The sequence below is a fragment of the Ochrobactrum sp. Q0168 genome, from assembly GCF_016427605.1.
GTDB lineage: Bacteria > Pseudomonadota > Alphaproteobacteria > Rhizobiales > Rhizobiaceae > Brucella.
The window spans coordinates 109764-131961 of the sequence record NZ_JAELXQ010000003.1 but is presented as its reverse complement, the minus strand read 5'-3'; the positions used below and the strand labels follow the sequence as shown (position 1 = coordinate 131961).

Genomic DNA, 22198 nt, shown 5'->3' with positions numbered 1-22198 from the left:
CGCCGCATCGCTCACAATCTGGCATGTTTCACGGGCCGAAGCGAAAAGCCAGCGCAAAACCAAGCGTACAATATTGAATGGTTAACCGGTTGCATTTTCCATCGGGAGAATTGCAATAACATTAACCATTTTTTTCCCGTAGGGACTTACAGTCTCAACCCAAACGGGTTTTCAGAGTTCGGATATTTCAGGCAATGAGCAGCGATGATAAGCGTCATAAAGAGGAGAGCGGGAAACCCCTTCTCTCATTCTCCGACGCGCCCGCTGCCGTAAGCCGGACGCCGAACGCTCCGACCCCTCCCCATACGCCCCCATGGACTCCCCCCGCTTCGAAAGAGGAGCGTGAGGATTTCACCCGCACGCACGACCTCAACCCGGAGCGGCTGACCGAGGAAGAACTCGAAGCCTTGCAGGAACGCCTTGCAGCTATCGAGACCGAGCTAGACCGCAAGCTCGTCGCGCGCGAGCGGCGCAAGCAGGAACTGGTCGAGGACCAGCTCTCGCCTCAACCGATGCCCGAAACTGCGCAACCATTGGCGGAAGCGCTTGCCTCCACAGATCGCACGGCAAAAACGCCGGATATGGATCACGCCGATGACAATAGCTGGCGTCCGCTGATCGACCCTTATGCGGCAATCGACGTGATCAAGGGATCGCGCAGGCTTCTGCTCATCACGACCGTTCTTGGCGGCATCGCCGGTGTGCTGATCGCGCTTTCCGTGCCGACCATGTATGTCGCGACGACCGATGTTCTGGTCGACCCGCGCAACATCAAAACCGTTGGCACCGAGCTGACGCCCGGCCAGTTGCCGACTGACGCTTCGCTGGCGGTGGCGGAAAGTCAGGCGCGCATTGTCGGTTCCAGCAGCGTGCTTTTGAAAGTGATCGACCAGACCAAGCTGACCGAAGATCCCGAATTCAACGGAACGCTGGTGCCGACCGGCGTGGCGGGTTTCTTCGCGCAGATCCGCGACATGCTGTCAGCCAAGAAGACGAGCGACGGTCAGGCGTTGGAAACGCGGGTTCTCTACAATCTTTACAAGGCGATGAAGATCGACCGCGATGCCAAGACCTTCATCTATTCGATTTCGGTCAAGACCCGCGACCCGCAAAAATCGGCTTCCTTGGCCAATACGATCAGCACGGTGTTTCAAAACGAGCTTGTCTCGATGCAATCCGATGCGACCCGTCGCACATCGGAAGAACTGTCGACCCGGCTTGCCAGTCTGCGCGCAAGCGTCGAGCAGGCGGAAACGGCGGCAGCCGATTTCCGCGCCGCGCACGATCTCGTGGATGTCGACGGCAAGCTGATCAGCGACAGCGATCTCAGCTACCTCAACCAGCAGCTTTCCAACCAACGGGCCGAGACGATGCGATTGCAGGCCCGCACGCAGGTGATGAACAGCGCGACGTCGGACAATGTGGTGGCCGGTACATTGCCGGAAGAGTTGCGATCCAACACGCTGACCACCTTGCGCGCGCAATATGCGCAGGCAAGACAGGCCGCGAACGGCATGTCCTCGCAGCTTGGGCCCCGCCATCCGCAACTGATCCAGGCGCAATCGCAGGCAGGCGCGATCCTCGGCGATATCGACGCCGAACTGCGCCGCGTGCGTTCCTCGCTTCAGGTCGAGGTTGAGCGTTCGGTTCAGCAGGAAAAGGAATTGTCGGCCCGGCTGGCGCAGTTGAAATCGCAACAGGCCAACAATAATGGCGATCTGGTCAAGCTGCGCGAACTGGAACGCGAAGCGGCGGCTCGCCGCTCCGTCTATGAGGCATTCCTCCTGCGCTCGCGCGAAACCGGCGAACAGGAAGGCCTCAACACGGTCAATATCCGTGTGCTTTCGGAAGCGCGCCCGCCGCTCGATCCTTCAGGCACATCGCGCAAGCTCGTGGTGATTGCAGGATTGATCGCCGGTTTGCTGGCGGGGCTTGCCATCACAGCCGTCCGCAACTTCGGACGGCTGCTGCGCCTTTCAAGGTGAAGTCAGGCGACGCGCGGCACCTTGCGGCCACTCGCGCGCAGAACGCCGTGCGCGCCGTCGAGATGACCGGGCTTCAATTCCAGCGCCAGAAAACGACGCTTCTCATAAGGGCCGGGCATGGCCAGTTCGCCGGTCTTTTCCGCCGTGAAGCCGAAACGCTCGTAATATTCCGGGTCACCCACCAGCAGGATCGCGCCATGACCAAGCGCTCTGGCCTCGGCAATCGCATGACGCATCAGGGCCGAACCGATACCGCAACCGGTAGCCGACGGATCGACGGCCAGCGGCCCCAGCAGCAGCGCGGCAACCGGAAAGCCGAAGCCATCGATGCCAGCCTGCACATTCCACAGGCGAACGGTGCCAGCGAGAGCGCCATCAGCGCTTTCGGCAGCAAAGGCCAGCCCTGCGGCGGGAAGACGACCGCGACGCAGCTTTTCCGAAGACTTTCTGCGACGGCCTTCACCCATGGCGCGGTCGAGCAGCGCCTCACGCGCCAGCACATGCTCTACCGTCTCGCCCGCTATCGCAAAAGCAGGCGCAGCAACGGGGACAAAGCCCGGCACGAAGCCAGCGGCATCATTGTCCTGAAAATCGAGAATTGCATTCATCACATCTATCCCCGCAAAGCGGCAGCAGCACACCCTGTCCAGTGCCTTGCGGCACCAGACAGATTGAGAGGATCCTCAGGGTTAAACCTGAAAGATCAGATGACGTAGGATCGGAGCGGTTCGAAGCCGTTGAACGCCACCGCCGAATAGGTGGTGGTGTAGGCGCCCGTCCCTTCGATGAGGATTTCGTCCCCGATGGTCAGCGAGATCGGCAGCGGATACGGCGTCTTTTCGTAAAGAACATCCGCACTGTCGCAGGTCGGGCCGGCCAGCACGCAAGGCTCGGTTTCGCTGCCGTCATGCGGGGTCACGATCTGATAGCGGATCGCCTCGTCCATGGTTTCAGCGAGACCGCCGAACTTGCCAATGTCGAGATAGACCCAGCGCACATTGTCGTTGTCCGCCTTGCGGGAGACCAGAACCACTTCGGTCTTGATCACGCCTGCATTGCCGACCATGCCGCGGCCCGGTTCGATGATGGTTTCCGGGATGCGGTTGCCGAAATGCTTGGACAGCGCGTCGAAGATCGCCATGCCGTAAGCCTGAGCGGTCGGCACGTCCTTGAGGTAACGGGTCGGGAAACCGCCGCCCATATTGACCATGCGCAGCACGATACCTTCATCGGCAAGGGTGCGGAACACCGATGCCGCATCGCCAAGCGCGCGGTCCCAGGCGGAGAGGTCCGTCTGCTGCGAGCCGACATGGAACGATACGCCATAAGCGTCGAGACCGAACACCTTGGCATGGCGCAGCACGTCCACGGCCATGGCAGGCACGCAGCCGAACTTGCGCGACAGCGGCCATTCCGCACCTTCACCGTCGGTCAGCACGCGGCAGAAGACGCGGCTGCCGGGAGCGGCGCGCGCGACCTTCTCGACTTCTTCCACGCAATCGACCGCAAAGAGACGGATGCCCAGCTCGAAGGCGCGCGCAATATCGCGCTCCTTCTTGATGGTGTTTCCGTAGGAGATACGGTTCGGCGTTGCACCGGCTTCCAGCGCCATTTCGATTTCGGCAACCGAAGCCGTATCGAAACAAGAACCGAGCGAAGCGAGCAGGCGCAGGATTTCCGGCGCAGGATTGGCCTTCACCGCATAGAAGATGCGGGAATAGGGCAATGCCTTCTCGAAGCTCTGATAGTTCTCGCGGACAACATCCGTATCGACGACGAGGCAGGGACCGTCCGGGCGACGGGTGTTGAGGAAATCAATGATGCGCTGTGTAGCCATGGTCGTTCTCCTGCGGCGACCCTAACCGGGCCGTTTTTGGTGCACAATTGCGAAAAGTTGCTGCCTCTTCTGCAAACTGCACATAAAAACAAATACTTAGAGGACCATTCCTGTCTTATGGGAATGAAAGTTCTCTAAGAGACAAAGGTGCATGAGACCCTCGCCGCGAAGTCAGCCTTTGGAGGCGCTGATATCACACGAAAGAACATGCGGCGTTGGAACAACGCTAGATCCGCGTTATTCCGCTTTGTCTGCCTTGGATTGGAATTGGAGAACCGCATCCGCACTACCGGCAATGAAGGTGTGCCTCTTCAGTAATTTCGGCTTTTGGACAGCCGAAAGACACTAGAAAGGCCCGCACCGTCGTTGCTTCAAGATGTCCTCGATCTGGCGGTTGGCCAACAGATCGACTGGAGCGGTTAGGTCCAGGTACCGTACCGAATTCCTCACCATTCGAGGATCGGCGGACACCCACAGGCACGTGCGACTTTGGGCAAGGGCGATATAAGCGCAAAGCCGTGACCATTCAATGACAAATCTTTGTCGAAACGAATTTATTTTTCCGCTGTTTCAGCGGCTCTGCGTGCTTGCCATTGTTCAGCAATAGTGAAACATTCCACCGGAAATTTTCACTTTCTATTCAGCATAATGGCAGATTTCTGCATCTAGCGGTGAACAATGACCAGCTTCGATCCCTTCAATGCGATCATCGCGAAACCCCAAAATCCCCTTCCCCACGCGGAAAATGGCCCGCTTTTCGGCGAGCGGCTGGCGGTCAAGGACATCTATGATGTGGCAGGAATGGTCACCGGATGCGGCAATCCGCAGATTCTGGCCGAATCAGTCCCTACTGAAAAATCCGCGCCCGTGGTCGAAAAACTGCTCGGAGCCGGTGCCTCGGTGATCGGCAAGGCACAGACGGACGAGCTTGCCTTTTCGCTGATGGGGCAAAACGCGCATTATCCTCACCCGATCAATCCTGCCGCGCCGGATCGCGTGACCGGCGGATCGTCATCCGGTTCGGCGGCAGCGGTCGCCGCCGGGATCGCGGATATTGCGCTCGGCTCCGATACGGGCGGCTCCATCCGCGCGCCTGCTAGCTTCTGCGGCCTTGTCGGCCTGCGCACCACCCATGGCCGCATCCCCCTTGAAGGCCTCATGCCGCTGGCGCCATCGTTTGATACGGTTGGCTGGTTTGCCCGCGACATCGTGCTTTATGAAAAAGTGGGCGCGGTCCTGCTCGGCGAAGACAGCCAGTCGTTTCAGCTGACCCAATTGCTCTATATGCCGGTGCTGGAGCAGCTTCTGTTCGGACAGGACGAGACCGACGCCTATCGCGCAATGTTCGGGGCGATCCGTCCGCATTTCTCCGGCCTGAAGGCGGCAAGCCAGCCGACCTTGTCCATCGACGAGCTTTATCTCGCTTTTCGGCAGATACAAGGTGCCGAGGCATGGGCGAGCCACGGCGCATGGATATCGTCAGGCGAACGCAATCTCGGCCCGGGCGTCATTGATCGCTTTACCTATGGATCCCAGATGACACCCGATATCGTGGCGCAGCAGCGGACACGTCGGGCGCGTTTCACGCAGGAGCTTGAGGCGATCATCGGCGATCATGCGGTGCTCGCTTTGCCCACCGTACCGGGAGCGGCACCGCTCGCCGACGAACCTTTCGAGGCCTTGCAGGCCTATCGTGAACAGGCACTGCGCCTCCTCTGTCTCGCAGGGCTTTCGGGCCTGCCGCAGATCACGTTACCACTTGGGCCGCTGGGCGAAGTACACGGCGCACCTTTCGGCATTTCTCTCATCGGACCACGGGGCAGCGATCGGGCGTTGATCGCGCTTGGCAAAACCATTCTTGAAACGGGGGGCTAGACCAGATGGACACGCTGACACGTATGCGCGCCTTTATCGACGTGGTGGAGGCGGAAGGATTTTCCGCCGCAGCGCGAAAAATCGGGCGTTCCAAGGCGCTTCTGTCCAAATATGTGCGCGAGCTGGAAGACGAGCTGGGCGCGCGCCTCCTCAACCGCACCACCCGCCAGTTCTCGCTGACCGAGGCGGGGCACACCTATTATCACCGCGCCGTGGAAATCATCCGCGAGATCGACGCGCTTCAGGATGCCGTCAGCGAAACCAGCTCTGACGCGCGCGGGCGAATAAAACTGTCCGCGCCGCGCACCTTTGCCGATGCGGTAATTGGCCAGTCGCTGATCGATTTCTGCCTCGCCCATCCGGAAATCGTGCTCGACGTGCGGCTGGACGACCGTTTCGTGGATTTGGTCGAGGAAGGTTTCGACCTCGCCATCCGCATCACGCGTTTGCAGGACTCCTCCCTCATTGCAAAGAGGCTGTCGCCCTTCCATTCCATCCTGTGCGGCGCGCCGGAATTGATTGCCCGCGTCGGCAAGCCCGAACGCCCGGAAGATCTGACCGAACGCCCCTGCATCATCGACACCAACGCCCGCTCACGCAACAACTGGCACTTCCGCAACACGGACGGATCGATGATGACTGTGCCGGTCAATGGTCCCATCGAGGTCAACAGCCCGGTCGCCACCAAGAATGCGGCACTGGCGGGCCTTGGCTTCAGCATGCTGCCGGTCTTCATTGCAGAAGAGGAAATCGAGCGCGGCAGGCTGGTCGCCTGTCTCGATGAGTTCATCGTCAGGGATGGCGGCATTTACGCGGTCTATCCGCATCGCCGCTATCTGCCGGCGAAAATCCGCGCGCTCGTGGATTTTCTGACCCAATGGTTCAAGGACCGCGAACAGTCTGCTTCCACAAAGGCTCAGACTTCATAAAACTATAGGCGTTTTGGGTCAGCGTCCCACTTTCGCCGTCTTCGACTTTGAGCATTAGATAATTCTCACGGAAAGACGATATGCAGGCTTCGTCATCACGGTTTAAAGCACACTTCGCCCGTACCACGGCAACAGCACTTTTGGCTGTCTGTTTTGTGCCGACGGTGGCGCTTGCTCACCCGCATGTCTTTGCCGAAGCGCGTCTGGAACTCACCATCGCGCCGGACGGCACGGTTCAACAGCTCGCCCATGTCTGGCGCTTCGACGATGTGTTTTCCTCCACCGTGCTGATGGAATTCGACAAGAATGGCGATCTCAAGCTCGACCAGAAAGAGTTGATCGACCTCGGCCACGTCATCAATGAATCCATTGCTGAATTCAAATATTTCCAGACCGTTCTGGAAGACGGCAAGGACGTCGCGATGGTAAGGCCAAACGATCTTGCCGCCGACTTCACCGAGAACCGCCTGCTTATCGTCTTCACCAGCAAGCCCGCCAAGCCGCTCAAGCTGCAACCCGGCCATAAGGTGAGTTTCGGCGTCTATGACCCGACATTCTATACCGCGATCGATTACGTAAGCGACAAGGATCTGGTCGTCAAAGGATTGCCCAAGGGTTGCAAATCGACCGTGGTGCGCCCCGATCCCGATCAGGCTATCGCGCAAAATCAGGCAACGCTGACCGAAGCCTTCTTCAACGATCCGGCAGGCACCAATATGTCGAAGATTTTTGCCACCCGCCTTGAAATCGACTGCGCAGCGAAAGGATAGACTTGCCGATGAAGAGAACGGCCACGCTCATACTTACCTCTTGCCTCATGATCATTGCTGCGCAGGCGCTAGCGCAATCGTCTCTGGGCATCGGTGCAAATGAAGTGGCCATGAAGCCAACCGGACCGTTTGCGCATATCATTCTCTGGATGAATGAACAGCAGCGCTCGTTCTATCTGGCCATGACCACCGCGCTGAAAGCCATGCGCGAAGACCCGTGGCAGGCTTCCATTCTCATCGGCCTTTCATTCATCTATGGCATATTCCATGCTGCCGGTCCCGGCCACGGCAAGGCGGTAATCTCGTCCTATATGATCGCCAACGAAACGGCGCTGCGGCGCGGTATTTTCCTGTCCTTCATCTCGTCGCTGCTGCAGGCCATCATGGCGATTGTCGTGGTCGGCCTCGCATGGCTGGTGCTGCGCGGCACCGGCATTTCGATGAACCAGACCGCCCGCTATATGGAGATTGCGAGCTTTGCGCTGGTGCTGTTCTTCGGCCTGTGGCTTCTGGCCCGCAAGCTGCCGCTTCTGTTCCGCAAGTCCAAAACAGGCGCAGTCGAAGCGAGCCCCGCAGCAGCACTTTTTGCGAGCGCACCGCAACCCGCCATGGCGAGCGGCCCGGCATGGCAGGGCAGCATTTCGCAGACGACGCGCGCGGCGGCGGGCGGCAGTACGGTCAAGCTCAATTACAAGCCCGCCACAGCGGCGGCGGCGGTGGCAGACCACGTCTTCATTGGCGACAACGATGTCTGCGCCGCCTGCGGCAATGCGCATATCGCCGATCCATCGACGCTTGGCGACGACTTCAACTGGACGACAGCCTGGTCGGCCATTTTCTCGGTCGGCCTTCGCCCATGTTCCGGCGCGCTGATCGTGCTGACCTTTGCGCTGCTCAACGGCTTGATGATGGGCGGACTGCTCTCGGTCTTCGCCATGGCCTTCGGGACTTTTATCACCGTGGCTGTGCTCGCCACGCTCGCCGTCACGGCCAAGAATGTTGCTTTGCGTTTTGCGGGTAGCAACGCCATGTCAGGCAGGCTGAAGGCAGCAGTGGAAGTCTGCGCCGCCCTCTTTATCGCACTTACCGGCGCACTTTTGCTCAGCGCAGCCTTAGCTGGTTAGATAGAGACCCGCGGCAGGCATGCCATCATTGCTGTGCCGGAATGATTTTGCCGACACAAGCCCGAAGCCGATGCGACAACCATTTTCTCTGGCTTCCGCATAAAGGCTGATCTCGTCACCGTCTTCGATAAAAGTGCGCCTCTCGCCATTGATCGTAACCGAGTTTTTGCCGTTCTGCTTCATTACCATAAGAGCGCGGGTCTGATCGAGGCTCGGCCTGAAAATCGCACCGACCAACCAGATTGGCAAGGAATTTAAAGAGGGGAGCGTGTGAGCTAGAACCGTTTATGTCTCTAACAAAAACCGCATTTGCATGCGGCTTTTGTTCCCAGTTTTCTTAGATTCAGTCCGAGTGGACACCCTTCTGACAACTCACGGCTAACGCGGCAAAACCGAGCTACCCATCAGGTCAGCATCGATGGCGTGTGCGGCCTGACGCCCTTCGCGAATCGCCCAGACAACCAGCGACTGACCACGGCGCACATCGCCCGCGGCATAGAGCTTGTCGACATTCGTGCGATAGTCGCGCTCATTGGCCTTGACCGACTTGGAGCCGCGGCGATCGGTTGCCACATCAAGCTTATCGCCCAATTCCTTGACCACGCTGTCCTCGCCCGGACCGGCAAAGCCGATGGCGATGAATGCGAGGTCAGCCTTGATGAAGAATTCCGAACCGGCAATCGGCTTGCGCTTCTCGTCGACCTGACAGCACTTCACATGGGTCAGGCGACCTTCTTCGCCGATGAATTCCAGCGTTGCGACCTGAAATTCACGCGAAGCGCCCTCAGCCTGGCTGGAAGAGGTGCGCATCTTGGTCGCCCAATAAGGCCATACGCTCAGCTTGTCTTCCTTTTCCGGCGGCTGCGGGCGAATGTCGAGCTGCGTGACATTGACCGCGCCCTGACGGAAAGCTGTTCCCACACAGTCCGATGCGGTATCGCCGCCGCCAACCACGACGACATGCTTGCCGCCCGCGAGGATCGGAGCCGAAGCCCATGCGACGGATTCGATGTTTTCGCGACCCACGCGGCGGTTCTGCTGCACCAGATAAGGCATGGCGTCGAAAACGCCTTCCAGATCTGCGCCGGGAATGCCAGCCGGGCGCGGAGTTTCGGAGCCGCCGCTGTAAAGCACGGCATCATAGGTATCGAGAAGACCACGGAGCGGCTTGTCGACGCCGATATTCACGCCACACAGGAACCGCACGCCCTCACCTTCCATCTGCGCCACGCGGCGGTCGATGAGGTGCTTTTCCATCTTGAAATCCGGAATGCCGTAACGCAGCAGTCCGCCGGGGCGGCTTTCGCGCTCATAGACGTCGACCATGTGACCGGCACGCGCCAGCTGCTGCGCAGCCGCAAGGCCAGCCGGGCCAGAACCGATGATCGCGACCGACTTGCCGGTCTTGTTGGCGGCAGGCTGCGGCACGATATAGCCCAGCTCATAGGCCTTATCACCCAGCGCCTGCTCGACCGTCTTGATTGCAACCGGTGTATCTTCGAGATTCAGCGTGCAGGCTTCCTCGCAAGGTGCGGGGCAAACGCGACCGGTGAATTCCGGGAAATTATTGGTCAGATGCAGGTTGCGGATCGCTTGATCCCAATTGTCGTTATAGACCAGATCGTTCCAGTCCGGGATCTGGTTGTGCACCGGGCAGCCCGTCGGCCCATGGCAGAACGGAATGCCGCAATCCATGCAGCGCGCGGCCTGCTTCTGCACTTCACCATCCGTCATCGGAATGGTGAACTCGCGGAAGTGGCGGATACGATCCGACGCCGGCTGGTACTTTGCCACCTGACGGTCGATCTCTAGAAAACCAGTTACCTTACCCATTCTTCTACTCCCCTCGGCCTGAGACCAGCGCATGATCTGCTTTGCCGGAAGTTGCCCTGTCCGCCGCGCCATTCTTGAACGCGCAGGCATGTCAGAGCGTTGTTATCTCTTCATGTGGCGAAGGGCGCCCGACCCGAAGGTCGGGCTCCACTTGTCAGGATCACTCAGCCGCGACACCGATCTGCATGCGCTCCATCTCTTCCAGAGCGCGACGGTATTCGACCGGCATGACCTTCACGAATTTGGGACGATAGCTCTCCCAATTGTCGAGAATGTCCTTCGCCCGTGTCGAGCCTGTGTAATGCAGGTGGTTGGCGATCAGCTGCACCAGACGTTCCTCGTCATGATGGGTCATATTGGCCGAAACGTCCACACGGCCCTTATGCATGAGGTCACCGCCATGGTGATGCAGCTTTTCGAGGATGTCGTCTTCTTCCGGAACCGGCTCCAGCTCGACCATCGCCATGTTGCAGCGCTGGGCGAAATCGCCTTCCTCGTCAAGCACATAGGCGACACCGCCCGACATGCCCGCCGCGAAATTGCGACCCGTCTGACCGATAACCACGACGACGCCGCCGGTCATATATTCGCAACCGTGATCGCCCACGCCTTCGACAACCGTGACCGCGCCGGAGTTACGGACGGCGAAACGCTCGCCTGCAACGCCGCGGAAATAGCACTCGCCTTCAAGCGCGCCGTAGAGCACCGTATTGCCGACGATGATGGAATCTTCAGCGACGATCCGCGTATCTTCCGGCGGGCGGATAACGATGCGGCCACCCGAGAGACCCTTGCCGACATAGTCGTTGCCATCGCCGATCAGCTCGAACGAGATGCCGCGTGCGAGGAACGCGCCGAAGGACTGGCCGGCCGTACCGCGAAGCGTGACGGCGATGGTGTCATCCGGCAGGCCCTTGTGGCGGAACCGCTTGGCAACTTCGCCCGACAGCATAGCACCAGCAGAACGGTCGACGTTCTTGATGCCGATGTCGATCTTGACCGGCTTGCGTTCTTCGAGCGCAGGCATGGCCTCGGCGATCAGCTTGCGGTCCAGAACGTCCTCAATCGGATGATGCTGACGCTCGGTCCAGTAGATCTCGTGCTTCTCAGCCTCAGGCTTGTAGAAGATGCGGCTGAAATCGAGACCCTTGGCCTTCCAATGGTCGATCATCGCCTGCTTTTCCAGAAGCTCGGTCTCGCCGATGATCTGTTCCAGCTTGGTGAAGCCCATTGAAGCCAGCAGCGCACGCACTTCTTCCGCCAGATAGAAGAAGAAGTTGATGACGTGTTCCGGCGTGCCCTTGAAGCGCTTGCGCAGAACCGGGTCCTGCGTCGCCACGCCGACCGGACAGGTATTCAGATGGCACTTGCGCATCATGATGCAGCCAGCAGCAATCAGCGGAGCCGTCGAGAAACCGAACTCGTCGGCCCCCAGCAGCGCGCCGATGACCACGTCGCGACCAGTCCGCAGACCACCATCGACCTGCAAGGCCACGCGGGAGCGAAGCCCGTTCAGCACCAGTGTCTGGTGGGTTTCGGCAAGGCCGATTTCCCATGGGCTACCGGCATGTTTCAGCGAGGTGAGCGGCGAAGCGCCCGTGCCGCCGTCATAACCCGACACGGTAATGTGGTCGGCGCGTGCCTTAGCAACACCGGCGGCAACCGTGCCGACGCCCACTTCCGACACCAGCTTGACCGAAATATCGGCAGCCGGATTGACGTTCTTCAGGTCGTAGATCAGCTGCGCCAGATCTTCGATCGAGTAGATGTCATGGTGCGGCGGCGGCGAAATGAGACCAACGCCCGGCGTCGAGTGACGGGTCTTGGCGATGGTCGCATCCACCTTGTGACCCGGCAGCTGGCCGCCTTCGCCGGGCTTTGCACCCTGCGCAACCTTGATCTGGATCAGGTCGGAGTTCACCAGATATTCGGTCGTGACGCCGAAACGGCCCGATGCAACCTGCTTGATAGCGGAACGTTCCGGGTTCGGCGTGCCATCCGGCAGCGGATAGAACCGATCCGGCTCTTCGCCGCCTTCGCCCGTGTTCGACTTGCCGCCAATGGCGTTCATCGCCCGCGCCAGCGTGGTATGCGCCTCTCTGGAGATCGAACCGAAGGACATGGCCCCGGTCGAGAAGCGCTTGACGATATCGACCGCCGGTTCAACCTCATCGATGGAAACCGGCTTGAGACCGCGATCTTCGGCAAAGCGAATATCGAACAGGCCGCGAATGGTCTTGGCCTGCGCCGACTTGGAGTCGAGCATGCTCGTATATTCAGTGAACGTATCCGGGTTCGAGGTGCGCACTGCATGTTGCAGCTTGGCGACCGCGTCCGGCGACCACAGATGTGCTTCACCACGCATGCGGTAGGCATATTCGCCGCCGACTTCGAGCGCGGTCAGCAGAACCGGGTCGTTGCCGAATGCATCGGTGTGACGGCGCACGGTTTCTTCCGCGATTTCGTCCAGGCCAACACCTTCGATGCTGGTGGCCGTGCCGAAGAAGAACTTGTCGACGAAGCTCGACTGCAAGCCGACAGCATCGAAAATCTGCGCGCCGCAATAGGACTGGTAGGTCGAGATGCCCATCTTGGACATGACCTTGAGAATGCCCTTGCCGATCGACTTGATGTAGCGCTTGACCACTTCATACTCGTCAACTTCCGGCGGAAATTCGCGGCGGCGATGCATGTCGAGCAGGGTGTCGAAGGCGAGATACGGGTTGATCGCCTCCGCCCCATAGCCTGCCAGGCAGGCGAAATGGTGCACTTCGCGCGGCTCACCCGATTCGACCACGAGGCCGACCGACGTCCGCAGCCCCTTGCGGATCAGATGGTGATGCACGGCAGCCGTCGCCAGCAGGGCCGGGATCGGAATCCGGTCCGGGCCAACCTGACGGTCGGACAGAATAACGATGTTGTAGCCGCCATGAACCGCCGCTTCGGCACGGTCGCACAGACGCTCGATGGCGCCATGCATGCCGGCTGCGCCCTCACCCGTATTATAGGTGATGTCGAGCGTTTTGGTGTCGAAACGGTCTTCCGTATGGCCAATGGAGCGGATCTTTTCCAGATCGCCATTGGTCAGGATCGGCTGGCGCACTTCCAGACGCTTGCGGCGTGAATTGCCGATCAGGTCGAAAATATTCGGGCGCGGACCGATGAAGGAAACAAGGCTCATCACCAGTTCTTCGCGGATCGGATCGATCGGCGGGTTGGTGACCTGCGCGAAGTTCTGCTTGAAATAGGTGAACAGTAACTTCGACTTGTCGGACATGGCCGAAATCGGCGTATCAGTGCCCATCGAACCGATAGCTTCCTGACCGGTGGTGGCCATCGGCGCCATCAGAATCTTGGTATCTTCCTGACTGTAGCCGAAGGCTTGCTGGCGGTCGAGCAGGCTCACATCCTTGCGCAGCGCCCGCGGTTCGACCGGGTTGAGGTCTTCCAGAATGAGCTGCGTGTTGCCAAGCCACTGCTTGTAGGGATGCTTCTGCGCGATCTGCGACTTGATTTCGTCGTCGGAAACGATGCGGCCTTCTTCCATATCGATGAGCAGCATGCGCCCCGGCTGAAGACGCCACTTCTTGACGACCTTCTTTTCGTCCACCGGCAGAACGCCCGCTTCCGAAGCCAGAATGACGAAATCGTCATCGGTCACGATGTAGCGGGCCGGACGCAGGCCGTTACGGTCGAGCGTCGCGCCGATCTGACGACCATCGGTGAAGGCCACGGCAGCAGGGCCGTCCCATGGCTCCATCAGGGCCGCATGATATTCGTAGAAGGCGCGGCGGTCATCCGACATCAGCTTGTTGCCGGACCAAGCTTCAGGGATCAGCATCATCATGGCATGGGCGAGGCTGTAGCCGCCCTGATACAGGAACTCCAACGCATTGTCGAAGCAGGCCGTATCCGACTGGCCCTCGTAGGAAATTGGCCAGAGCTTGGAAATGTCGTTACCGAACAATTCGCTATCGACCGAAGCCTGACGCGCCGCCATCCAGTTCACATTGCCGCGCAGCGTGTTGATTTCGCCGTTATGCGCGACCATGCGATAGGGGTGAGCCAGACGCCAGGACGGGAAAGTGTTGGTCGAGAAACGCTGGTGAACCAGCGCCACCGCGCTTTCGAAGCGGGGATCGCGCAGATCCTGATAATAGCTGCCCACCTGATAAGCCAGGAACATGCCCTTATAGACGACCGTGCGCGCCGACATGGAAACGACGTAGAAGCCGTTATCGTCGCCATCGTTTTCCTGATAGATGCGGTTGGAAATGACCTTGCGCAGCACGAACAGGCGACGTTCGAACTCGTCGTCGGTTTCCAGCATCGGGTTGCGACCAATGAAGACCTGAACATGGAAAGGCTCGGTCGCGGCAATATCCGGCGCCTTCGACAGCGACGAATTATCGACCGGCACTTCACGGAAGCCAATGAACTGCTGGCCTTCGGCAGCAATCACTTCCTTGACGATTTCTTCGGCATGGGCACGCAGCTCAGCGTCGCGCGGCATGAACAGATAGCCGACGCCATAATGGCCCGGCTGCGGCAGGTCGATGCCCTGTCGCGCCATTTCCTCACGGAAAAAGCGATCTGGAATCTGTACGAGAATGCCTGCGCCGTCGCCCATCAGCGGATCAGCGCCCACGGCGCCGCGGTGGGTGAGGTTTTCCAGCATCTTGAGGCCGTTTTCCACGACCTCATGCGACTTCTTGCCCTTCATATGGGCAATGAAGCCAACGCCGCACGCATCGTGCTCGTTGCGCGGATCGTAAAGACCTTGCGCTGGCGGGACACCCGCCGCCTTAGTTTTTCGCGTCGTTCGGGTGGAAGCGGTCGTCGCAGCTTTGACGTTTTCGTTCTGTACGTTGTGAGAAACCACATTCGATACAGATGGCGTCAAATGCGTCATCGTCATTCCCTCCGTTTGGCCCTCTTCATGAGGCGCGCGATCAGTATATACCGAGATAGTGACAACCATCTCGCTGGTGTATTCATTCTATGGAAAGCCTTATCGACAAGGCGTTGGACGAGGTTCCGGGCAAATGGCAGAGCCAAGCGGGCAAAGCCGGTGCGAGGAACGATGTTTAGCGCCTTATTCTCATCAGGCTCGGACAGACGACATCCAGCCCGCCAGATAATGGCGCACTCGAATCTCCCCTGTCACAGTCGGAGCGCCGGTGACCGTCAGGCCAATGACCTGCCAGCACAGCGCTTTCATTTCTGAAACCGGCGGCGCGGGGTTCAACCCATGTTCTCCGTCTGCCTCAGCTTTTAATTGGACAGTATTGCTGTCCTAATTACGTATGACAGAATTCAAATTGCCTCACAAGATGGAAACGCAATTTTTCTCAGGCGCTTCCGTAATAAAATGTCGCATGTGTCCATCATTATGACTTTTAATTACGTATCAGGCGGATTGCGTCAGTTTGGCGCGGCTCAAGGTCAACGCCCAAAGCATGGAAAAGTGACAGGCCGCGTCCGTTTTTTCATCATTTTCGGTATTATCGCCTTTCTCAAGTCCCGTTATAGAAAGTCGGCAACAGCTGTCGCTGACACACTGGAATCGTTGCGAGTGGAGACAACCGTGCATTTTGCTTCAGACAACTGGGCGGGCGCCCATCCGAAAATCGCCGAAAGCCTTTCGCTGCATGCAGCCGGTTTTGCCGCCGCCTATGGCGCAAGCGAACTCGACAAGCGCGTCGAGCAGCGCTTCAACGAAGTGTTCGAGCGTGAAGTGGCCGTCTTCTTCGTCGGCACCGGAACGGCCGCCAACTCGCTGGCGCTGGCCAGCGTCAACCGTCCGGGCGGCGTTTCGCTGGTGCACCGCGAAGCGCATGTCATCGAGGATGAATGCGGCGCGCCTGAATATTTCACCGGCGGCGCACGATTGCATCCGATCGACGGCGCACTGGGTCGTATCGACCCCGAGCTTCTCAAGCGGGAACTGATGCGCTTCAACCCGGCCTTCGTCCATGCCGGGCAGCCAATGGCTGTCAGCATCACGCAGGCTACGGAAGTCGGTACGCTCTATCAACCGCAACAAATCGCCACCATTTCCAAAATCTGCCGCGATGCCGGTCTGCCGTTGCATATGGATGGTGCACGTTTTGCCAATGCTCTGGTTACGCTCGGCCTGACACCAGCCGAGATGACATGGAAGCAAGGTGTCGATATCGTTTCCTTCGGCGGCACCAAGAATGGCTGTTGGTGCGCGGAAGCGCTGGTCTTCATGGACCCGGCCCGCGCAAAGGACCTGCCGTTCATTCGCAAGCGCGCAGCGCAGCTTTTTTCCAAGACCCGCTTTGTGGCAGCCCAGTTCGATGCTTATCTGCAAGACGATCTTTGGCTGGACCTCGCACGTCATTCCAACGCGCTGGCGAGCCGCCTTGCGGACCATATCAATGCATCGAGCCAGATGCGGCTTGCCTGGAAGCCGGAAGCCAATGAAGTCTCCGCCATCATGAAACAGTCGGTCTATGATCGCCTGCGCAATGCCGGTGCAATCTTCTACGACTGGAACCCGCCGCATTCGGAAGAAAACCGCATCAGCGAGGGCGAGATTTTCGCCCGCTTCGTGACTAGCTTCGCCAATACGGAAGAAGATATAGACCGCTTCGGGGATATGATCGTTTAAACAAAAAGGGCGGCGCTTTGCAGCGCCGCCTTTCTCATATCTATAGGCTTATCCGCGATTAGTGCGCGGTTTTGGCTTCGATCTGCTGAGCGCTGTCGGAACCGGCCTTGGCGACTTCGATCTTGCGCGGCTTCATCTGTTCAGGAATCTCGCGCTTGAGGTCGATGTGCAGAAGGCCGTTCTTGAGGCTTGCACCAGCGACTTCGACAAAATCGGCAAGCTGGAAGCGGCGCTCGAAAGCACGCGAAGCAATACCGCGATAAAGCACTTCACCGATATCGGACGCCTTTTCGTCAGCCTTCTGACCCTTCACGGTCAACTGATTGCGATGGGCTTCGATTTCGAGTTCGCTTTCGGAAAAGCCCGCAACGGCCATGGTGATGCGATAGGTGTTTTCACCCGTGCGCTCGATATTATACGGCGGATAGGACTGGGTGCCTTCCGGCGAAGCGAGCGAATCAAGCATGGTGAAAAGCCGGTCGAAACCAACCGTGGAACGATAAAGCGGGGAAAAATCTACGTGACGCATGTGTTAGCCCTCCTTTAGAGCGACATGATGCATGGTTCGGTATGACCTTTACCGAATAACCGTGTTGCGGCCTGCGGGGTCATACATGGCGGCGAAACTCCCTTAATGGCGAATTCCCTGGTGCCGACGGCCCCTTTCTGGCGACCGCAAAACTCATTTGGGAATGGCTGTTTTGCTTTTCAAGACCGTTTTTCAAACATCGATCCCCCAACGATCCCCGCGTCTTTGCCTACACGGCATATCACTTCACGTAACAACTCCTGATCTATAGGGGGCTACATTTTTGGGGGCAACGCCCGATGTGAACCCAAAATGAACATCATCTTCCAAGAGCGTTCATTTGCTTGGGGCTAATGTCCCGTCATGCCTGTCACTCGACAGGTTCTATTAAGGATCACGGTTATGAAAAAAGCTGTTCTCGCTTTTGCCGCACTTGCCACCGTCGCTACCGGCTTTGCGACCCCCTCCCTTGCGGACAGCACGGGCTTGCGCGTCCAGGTTCAGTATTACGACAACAATGATGGCTATCGCCCACGCCCGCCGCGCCCGGATGCACCGCCTCCGCCGCCAGGCTATGGACGCCCGGACCGCCGCCCTGACTGGGGTGATCGCGATACGCTGCGCCCGCGCGAAGTAACCCGTATGCTGGAACGCCGCGGCTATGCGGTTGGCGACATGCGTCGGGACCGCGACACCTATTTCGTCCGCGCCACGCGTCCGAACGGTCGTCGCGTCATCGTTATGGTCGACGCCTTCTCCGGTCGTATCGTCGGCGAACGCCGCCCCGGCGGTTACTAAAATTTTGAGAAGCGGAACGTCTGGCCGCAACGTCCCTTGCGCCTGACGATCCTTTGGCCGGAAGTTCGTAAGCGAACTTCCGGTTACTTTTTGTCATTACTTCGCCCATAATACTCGAGATGATCACGGCTTATCGTTCGGGAAAGGGTGCGCAACGGATGTCGGAACTGCTGTTCGAAACCGATGCGAATCCGATTCCGCACGGCATAAGGTCGGGCTTTTTCACGAGCCATTCCGATTATCCCGATAGAACCCTGCGCTACAGCATCCTGAAGCCGGAAACTGGCCCGGTGCGCGGCACGGTGATCGTGCTGCAAGGCCGAAATGAGTTCATCGAAAAATATTTCGAGACAATGACCGATCTGACGGCACGTGGTTTTGTCGCCGCCACTTTCGACTGGCGTGGACAGGGCGGCTCACACCGGCTGCTGCGGGACAGACTTCGCGGCTATGTCCGCAGTTTCGAGGATTATCAGGAAGATCTCGATCATTTTCTGACCGATATCGTTCTGCCTGATTGCCCCCCGCCCTTCTATATTCTCGGCCATTCTTCCGGCGCCATGGTGGCCTTAGCCTCGATGGGCAATCTGTCCTCCCGCATCACGCGCATGGTGCTGTGCGCGCCCTTCATGGGGCTTCCCGCCCAAAAACTGAGCGATGATGTCGTGCGCCGTTTGGCTGCCACGCTGGGGCGTATCGGGCTTGGAACGCTCTATGCCTCCGGTGGGAAAAGACTGACCGCACGACCCTTTGCCGGAAACCCGCTCACCAGCGACCCTGCGCGTTTTATGCGCAATACGGAAATCACGCGCCTCTTTCCCGATCTGGCGCTGGGCGGACCGACAGTGCGCTGGGTGTGGGGTGCGCTCGAAACGGCGCGCCGCATCAATCAGCCGGGTTTTTATGAGGAAAGCCCCAGCGTGCCCGTGCTGGTTATAGCGGCGGGCGACGAACGTGTCGTTTCAACACCGGTGCTTGAGCGCTTTGCGGCGCGCCCGCGCAATGTTTTACTGATTACCATCGACGGCGGACGCCACGAATTGTTGCAGGAAGCCGATTTTTTTCGCGAGCAGCTCTGGGCCGCATTCGACGCCTTCATTCCCGGTTCGTCAGATGTCGAAACCATGCCGGAAACCATCGAGCCGGCGTTTTCGGGCGTCTGACAGGCAGAAACGGGGAATCGGCCTACTAGGCCAGTTCCCCGCAGTTTTTTAGCCATTCAGCAAATCAAGCGCGGCTTTGTGCAGTTCAGGCGTTGCGGCTGCAACAATATCGCCAGCCTCTTCGGCAGGCCCGCCATCGCGGCGGGTGACGCCCCCGCCCGCCTGTTCGATGATGGGAATGAGCGCCACAATATCGTAAGGCTGCAAGCCGGACTCGACGACGATATCGACATAGCCGCCTGCAAGCATGGCAAAGGCGTAGCAATCGACACCATAGCGCGACAGGCGCACGGCGCCTTCAAGCCGGTCGAAACCCCTGCGGCTCTCTTCCTTGAACAGGGCGGGCGTGGTGGTGAACAGCGTTGCATCCGCCAGCGTCGCGCTCTTGCGCACCGAAAGACGGCGCGGCTCATCAGCATCGCCTTCGCGCAGCAAATAGGCACCCTCGCCGTCGCTATAGAACAACTCGCCTGTAAACGGCTGCGACATCATACCGGCGCGGGCATCGCCATCGACCGTTAGGCCGACCAGCGTGCCCCAGACCGGCAGACCCGATATGAAGGCGCGTGTACCGTCTATGGGGTCGATGACCCAGACATGGCTGCGGTCGGTATTTTCCGGGCCATATTCCTCACCCAGAATACCGTGCTCCGGATAACGATGCCCGATGACGGCACGAATCGCCCTCTCCGCAGCGCGGTCCGCTTCGGTAACAGGGTCGAATCCGACACTGTATTTGTTGTCCACCGCGTTCAACTGACGAAAACGCGGCAATGTTTCAGCCGCTGCTGCCACAGCCACTTCGGAAAAAAATGCCTTGTCGATGAGCAACCCCATTCTCCTGTTTCCAAGACATGGCTGCAACTTGTGCATCCATGCTAATTTTGCTCAATTATTGAGCAAGAAAAAATTCGCCCAAAAAAGATGCGCATTTTCTTGACGCAACCACCTTTAGCGCGTAGCTTAAAGATCAGACAGGTCTTCCTGTCGATGCCTTTCGGGGCATTTCCTCCCTAGTCTTTGGCCGCGTTCGTATTGTTCGAGCGCGGCTCTTTTTATCTGCATGGTGGTTTGAGATTTATCAGCCTTACCATAGACTTGTCGCTCATTCAGCGGCAAGTGGCGGCGCGATGAACAGATCGTCCGGCAAGGATGTGAGATCGCTCAGAAACTGATGCAGATCGCCGCATAATGTCTCGAAGCTCCCAAGCTTGTGCAGCGATTGCTCGTTTACATAGAGGCTACGATTAATCTCTATTTGCAAGGCGTGGCACGCAACGGCTGGCCGCCCGTAATGCTCCGTGATGAAGCCGCCCGCATAGGGCTTATTATGCGCAACCGAATAGCCGAGATCCCGTAATAGCTCTATAGCCGCCTGCGTGAGACGCTCGCTGCATGAGCGTCCGAACCGGTCGCCGATAATGAAATCAGGGCGCGAAGCCACTTCCCCCGGACGCACGCCGCCCGGCATGGAATGGCAATCGATCAGAACCGCATAGCCAAACTGCTGGCGGGTCGATTGCAGCAAGCCTTCGAGTGTGCGGTGATAGGGCTTGTAGAGGTCTTCAATACGATAGAAGGCTTCAGCAAGCGGGATTCGCCCCGCATAGATCATCTGCCCTTCCCCCACCAGGCGCGGCACAGTCCCAAGCCCACCAGCGACCCGCGCCGACTGACTGTTGGTGAAAGGCGGTAACGCCTCGATGAACATGCGCGGATCGAGCTCATAGGCTTCCCGATTCACATCGAGAAATGCGCGCGGGAAATGCGCTTTGAGCAATGGCGCACCGAGTCGGACGGCGGAAGCGAACAACTCATCGACATAACAGTCCTCTGAATGGCGGATGCTGAGATTGTCGAGACGGGATAACTCCAGAAAGGATTGCGGATAATAGCGACCGCTATGCGGCGAGTTGAATACGAACGGAATTCGTTGCTCTGCCGGAGCATTCACCTCGAAAGGCGGTATCAGGCTGAAATCACGTTCCAAACTCATGTTTTGATCCGTCTATGCATGTCATCTTTGCGGTGACTGGACACAGCACGCCGCCGGGCTCGACAAATTACGTCAACCGATGCGCTGGTGCAAATACCAACAAGGAACGTCGAATTCGATCACGAACTGAAAACTGCGGCAATCCCGTCACAGATGACAGGTTGTTGCCAAATGCATGCCATAACAATTAACATTCGCGCGAGCATTCATTTCATATTTACCAAAGAAGCGTTTTCTAGAGTGGAAAATTGAATCGTTCACGCTGCCCGAGCACTGGAGCGAACGATGGGAAATTCGGACGGACCAATGAAAAGAATTCTTCTTGCTGAAGACGATAACGATATGCGCCGCTTCCTCGTGAAGGCACTGGAAAAGGCTGGATATCACGTAACACACTTCGATAATGGCGCCAGCGCCTATGAACGACTGCAGGAAGAGCCGTTCTCGCTGCTCTTGACCGATATCGTGATGCCGGAAATGGACGGCATCGAACTCGCGCGCCGCGCGACGGAAATCGATCCAGACCTGAAAATCATGTTCATCACGGGATTCGCTGCCGTTGCTTTGAACCCTGATTCTGACGCTCCTCGCGATGCGAAAGTGCTTTCCAAGCCATTCCACCTGCGCGACCTGGTGAACGAAATCGAAAAAATGTTGATCGCCGCCTGAGGCGATCATCGGCCAAGGCGCGGTTTTCCGGGCTTTTGAAAAGTCTTCAACAA

General features: G+C 58.5%; 17 protein-coding genes. 9 read left to right on the top strand and 8 right to left on the bottom strand.

Annotated elements, in window-relative coordinates; all coding sequences use genetic code 11:
• The first annotated feature begins 194 nt into the window (after positions 1–194).
• Positions 195–1985: a GumC family protein gene (locus JAU75_RS08710; protein ID WP_199056129.1), complete on the top strand. Its 1791-nt coding sequence runs from the start codon at positions 195–197 to the stop codon at positions 1983–1985.
• A gap of 2 nt (positions 1986–1987) precedes the next feature.
• Here the strand turns inward: JAU75_RS08710 and JAU75_RS08705 are convergent, their stop codons facing one another.
• Positions 1988–2593 (bottom strand): GNAT family N-acetyltransferase, encoded by a 606-nt coding sequence (locus JAU75_RS08705; RefSeq protein WP_199056128.1) that lies wholly within the window; start codon positions 2591–2593, stop codon positions 1988–1990.
• Positions 2594–2688: 95 nt separating this feature from the next.
• Positions 2689–3822 (bottom strand): ornithine/lysine decarboxylase, encoded by a 1134-nt coding sequence (gene odc2, locus JAU75_RS08700; RefSeq protein WP_199056127.1) that lies wholly within the window; start codon positions 3820–3822, stop codon positions 2689–2691.
• 678 nt (positions 3823–4500) lie between these two features.
• On the opposite strand from odc2, the gene JAU75_RS08695 reads away from it, so the two are divergent.
• The 4 genes from JAU75_RS08695 (at position 4501) to JAU75_RS08680 (ending at position 8520) form a co-directional block, all read left to right on the top strand.
• On the top strand, positions 4501–5697 hold the full coding sequence (locus tag JAU75_RS08695) for an amidase (RefSeq protein WP_199056126.1): 1197 nt from the start codon (positions 4501–4503) through the stop codon (positions 5695–5697).
• Positions 5698–5702: 5 nt separating this feature from the next.
• Positions 5703–6626: a LysR family transcriptional regulator gene (locus tag JAU75_RS08690; RefSeq protein WP_199056125.1), complete on the top strand. Its 924-nt coding sequence runs from the start codon at positions 5703–5705 to the stop codon at positions 6624–6626.
• Between the two features lie 80 nt (positions 6627–6706).
• The gene (locus JAU75_RS08685) at positions 6707–7396 is read left to right on the top strand and encodes a DUF1007 family protein (RefSeq protein ID WP_199056124.1); all 690 of its coding nucleotides are present in this window, start codon (positions 6707–6709) and stop codon (positions 7394–7396) included.
• Between the two features lie 8 nt (positions 7397–7404).
• The gene (locus JAU75_RS08680) at positions 7405–8520 is read left to right on the top strand and encodes a nickel/cobalt transporter (protein WP_199056123.1); all 1116 of its coding nucleotides are present in this window, start codon (positions 7405–7407) and stop codon (positions 8518–8520) included.
• On the opposite strand, the gene JAU75_RS08675 is transcribed toward JAU75_RS08680, so the two are convergent.
• The 3 genes from JAU75_RS08675 to gltB all read right to left on the bottom strand — a co-directional run bounded on the left by JAU75_RS08675 (position 8509) and on the right by gltB (position 15265).
• Positions 8509–8709: a hypothetical protein gene (locus tag JAU75_RS08675; protein WP_199056122.1), complete on the bottom strand. Its 201-nt coding sequence runs from the start codon at positions 8707–8709 to the stop codon at positions 8509–8511. The two genes, JAU75_RS08680 and JAU75_RS08675, sit on opposite strands and share 12 nt — an antisense overlap.
• Before the next feature lie 189 nt (positions 8710–8898).
• Positions 8899–10353: a glutamate synthase subunit beta gene (locus JAU75_RS08670; RefSeq protein ID WP_199056121.1), complete on the bottom strand. Its 1455-nt coding sequence runs from the start codon at positions 10351–10353 to the stop codon at positions 8899–8901.
• 160 nt (positions 10354–10513) lie between these two features.
• On the bottom strand, positions 10514–15265 hold the full coding sequence (gene gltB, locus JAU75_RS08665; RefSeq protein ID WP_199056120.1) for a glutamate synthase large subunit: 4752 nt from the start codon (positions 15263–15265) through the stop codon (positions 10514–10516).
• A gap of 675 nt (positions 15266–15940) precedes the next feature.
• Here gltB and JAU75_RS08660 point away from each other — a divergent pair.
• Positions 15941–16990: a low specificity L-threonine aldolase gene (locus tag JAU75_RS08660; protein ID WP_199056119.1), complete on the top strand. Its 1050-nt coding sequence runs from the start codon at positions 15941–15943 to the stop codon at positions 16988–16990.
• A gap of 58 nt (positions 16991–17048) precedes the next feature.
• Here JAU75_RS08660 and JAU75_RS08655 read toward each other — a convergent pair whose 3' ends face one another.
• A complete protein-coding gene (locus JAU75_RS08655; RefSeq protein WP_182519621.1) occupies positions 17049–17519 on the bottom strand; it encodes an Hsp20 family protein in 471 nt (156 codons plus the stop codon).
• 402 nt (positions 17520–17921) lie between these two features.
• Between JAU75_RS08655 and JAU75_RS08650 the strand changes: the two genes are divergently transcribed.
• Both JAU75_RS08650 and JAU75_RS08645 read left to right on the top strand, forming a co-directional pair.
• Positions 17922–18317 carry an antifreeze protein gene (locus JAU75_RS08650; RefSeq protein ID WP_199056118.1) on the top strand — a complete coding sequence of 132 codons (396 nt, stop codon included), beginning with the start codon at positions 17922–17924 and terminating at the stop codon, positions 18315–18317.
• 158 nt (positions 18318–18475) lie between these two features.
• Positions 18476–19480 (top strand): alpha/beta hydrolase, encoded by a 1005-nt coding sequence (locus JAU75_RS08645; RefSeq protein ID WP_199056117.1) that lies wholly within the window; start codon positions 18476–18478, stop codon positions 19478–19480.
• A gap of 48 nt (positions 19481–19528) precedes the next feature.
• Here the strand turns inward: JAU75_RS08645 and hisN are convergent, their stop codons facing one another.
• A complete protein-coding gene (gene hisN, locus JAU75_RS08640) occupies positions 19529–20311 on the bottom strand; it encodes a histidinol-phosphatase (protein ID WP_199056310.1) in 783 nt (260 codons plus the stop codon).
• Positions 20312–20585: 274 nt separating this feature from the next.
• A complete protein-coding gene (locus JAU75_RS08635; RefSeq protein ID WP_199056116.1) occupies positions 20586–21476 on the bottom strand; it encodes an N-formylglutamate amidohydrolase in 891 nt (296 codons plus the stop codon).
• A gap of 306 nt (positions 21477–21782) precedes the next feature.
• Here JAU75_RS08635 and cpdR point away from each other — a divergent pair, with 306 nt between their 5' ends.
• Positions 21783–22145, top strand: a complete 363-nt coding sequence (gene cpdR / locus JAU75_RS08630) for a cell cycle two-component system response regulator CpdR (RefSeq protein WP_002966536.1) — start codon at positions 21783–21785, stop codon at positions 22143–22145.
• Positions 22146–22198: the final 53 nt, after the last annotated feature.

Excerpts from the sequence above, each read along its gene's own strand:
- JAU75_RS08705 (WP_199056128.1), bottom strand. The coding sequence starts at position 2,593 with ATGAATGCAATTCTCGATTTTCAGGACAATGATGCCGCTGGCTTCGTG.
- JAU75_RS08685 (WP_199056124.1), top strand. The coding sequence starts at position 6,707 with ATGCAGGCTTCGTCATCACGGTTTAAAGCACACTTCGCCCGTACCACG.
- JAU75_RS08635 (WP_199056116.1), bottom strand. The coding sequence starts at position 21,476 with ATGAGTTTGGAACGTGATTTCAGCCTGATACCGCCTTTCGAGGTGAAT.
- JAU75_RS08670 (WP_199056121.1), bottom strand. The coding sequence starts at position 10,353 with ATGGGTAAGGTAACTGGTTTTCTAGAGATCGACCGTCAGGTGGCAAAG.
- JAU75_RS08710 (WP_199056129.1), top strand. The coding sequence starts at position 195 with ATGAGCAGCGATGATAAGCGTCATAAAGAGGAGAGCGGGAAACCCCTT.
- gltB (WP_199056120.1), bottom strand. The coding sequence starts at position 15,265 with ATGACGCATTTGACGCCATCTGTATCGAATGTGGTTTCTCACAACGTA.
- JAU75_RS08655 (WP_182519621.1), bottom strand. The coding sequence starts at position 17,519 with ATGCGTCACGTAGATTTTTCCCCGCTTTATCGTTCCACGGTTGGTTTC.
- JAU75_RS08650 (WP_199056118.1), top strand. The coding sequence starts at position 17,922 with ATGAAAAAAGCTGTTCTCGCTTTTGCCGCACTTGCCACCGTCGCTACC.
- odc2 (WP_199056127.1), bottom strand. The coding sequence starts at position 3,822 with ATGGCTACACAGCGCATCATTGATTTCCTCAACACCCGTCGCCCGGAC.
- JAU75_RS08695 (WP_199056126.1), top strand. The coding sequence starts at position 4,501 with ATGACCAGCTTCGATCCCTTCAATGCGATCATCGCGAAACCCCAAAAT.
- JAU75_RS08645 (WP_199056117.1), top strand. The coding sequence starts at position 18,476 with ATGTCGGAACTGCTGTTCGAAACCGATGCGAATCCGATTCCGCACGGC.
- cpdR (WP_002966536.1), top strand. The coding sequence starts at position 21,783 with ATGAAAAGAATTCTTCTTGCTGAAGACGATAACGATATGCGCCGCTTC.
- JAU75_RS08690 (WP_199056125.1), top strand. The coding sequence starts at position 5,703 with ATGGACACGCTGACACGTATGCGCGCCTTTATCGACGTGGTGGAGGCG.
- JAU75_RS08680 (WP_199056123.1), top strand. The coding sequence starts at position 7,405 with ATGAAGAGAACGGCCACGCTCATACTTACCTCTTGCCTCATGATCATT.
- JAU75_RS08675 (WP_199056122.1), bottom strand. The coding sequence starts at position 8,709 with ATGGTAATGAAGCAGAACGGCAAAAACTCGGTTACGATCAATGGCGAG.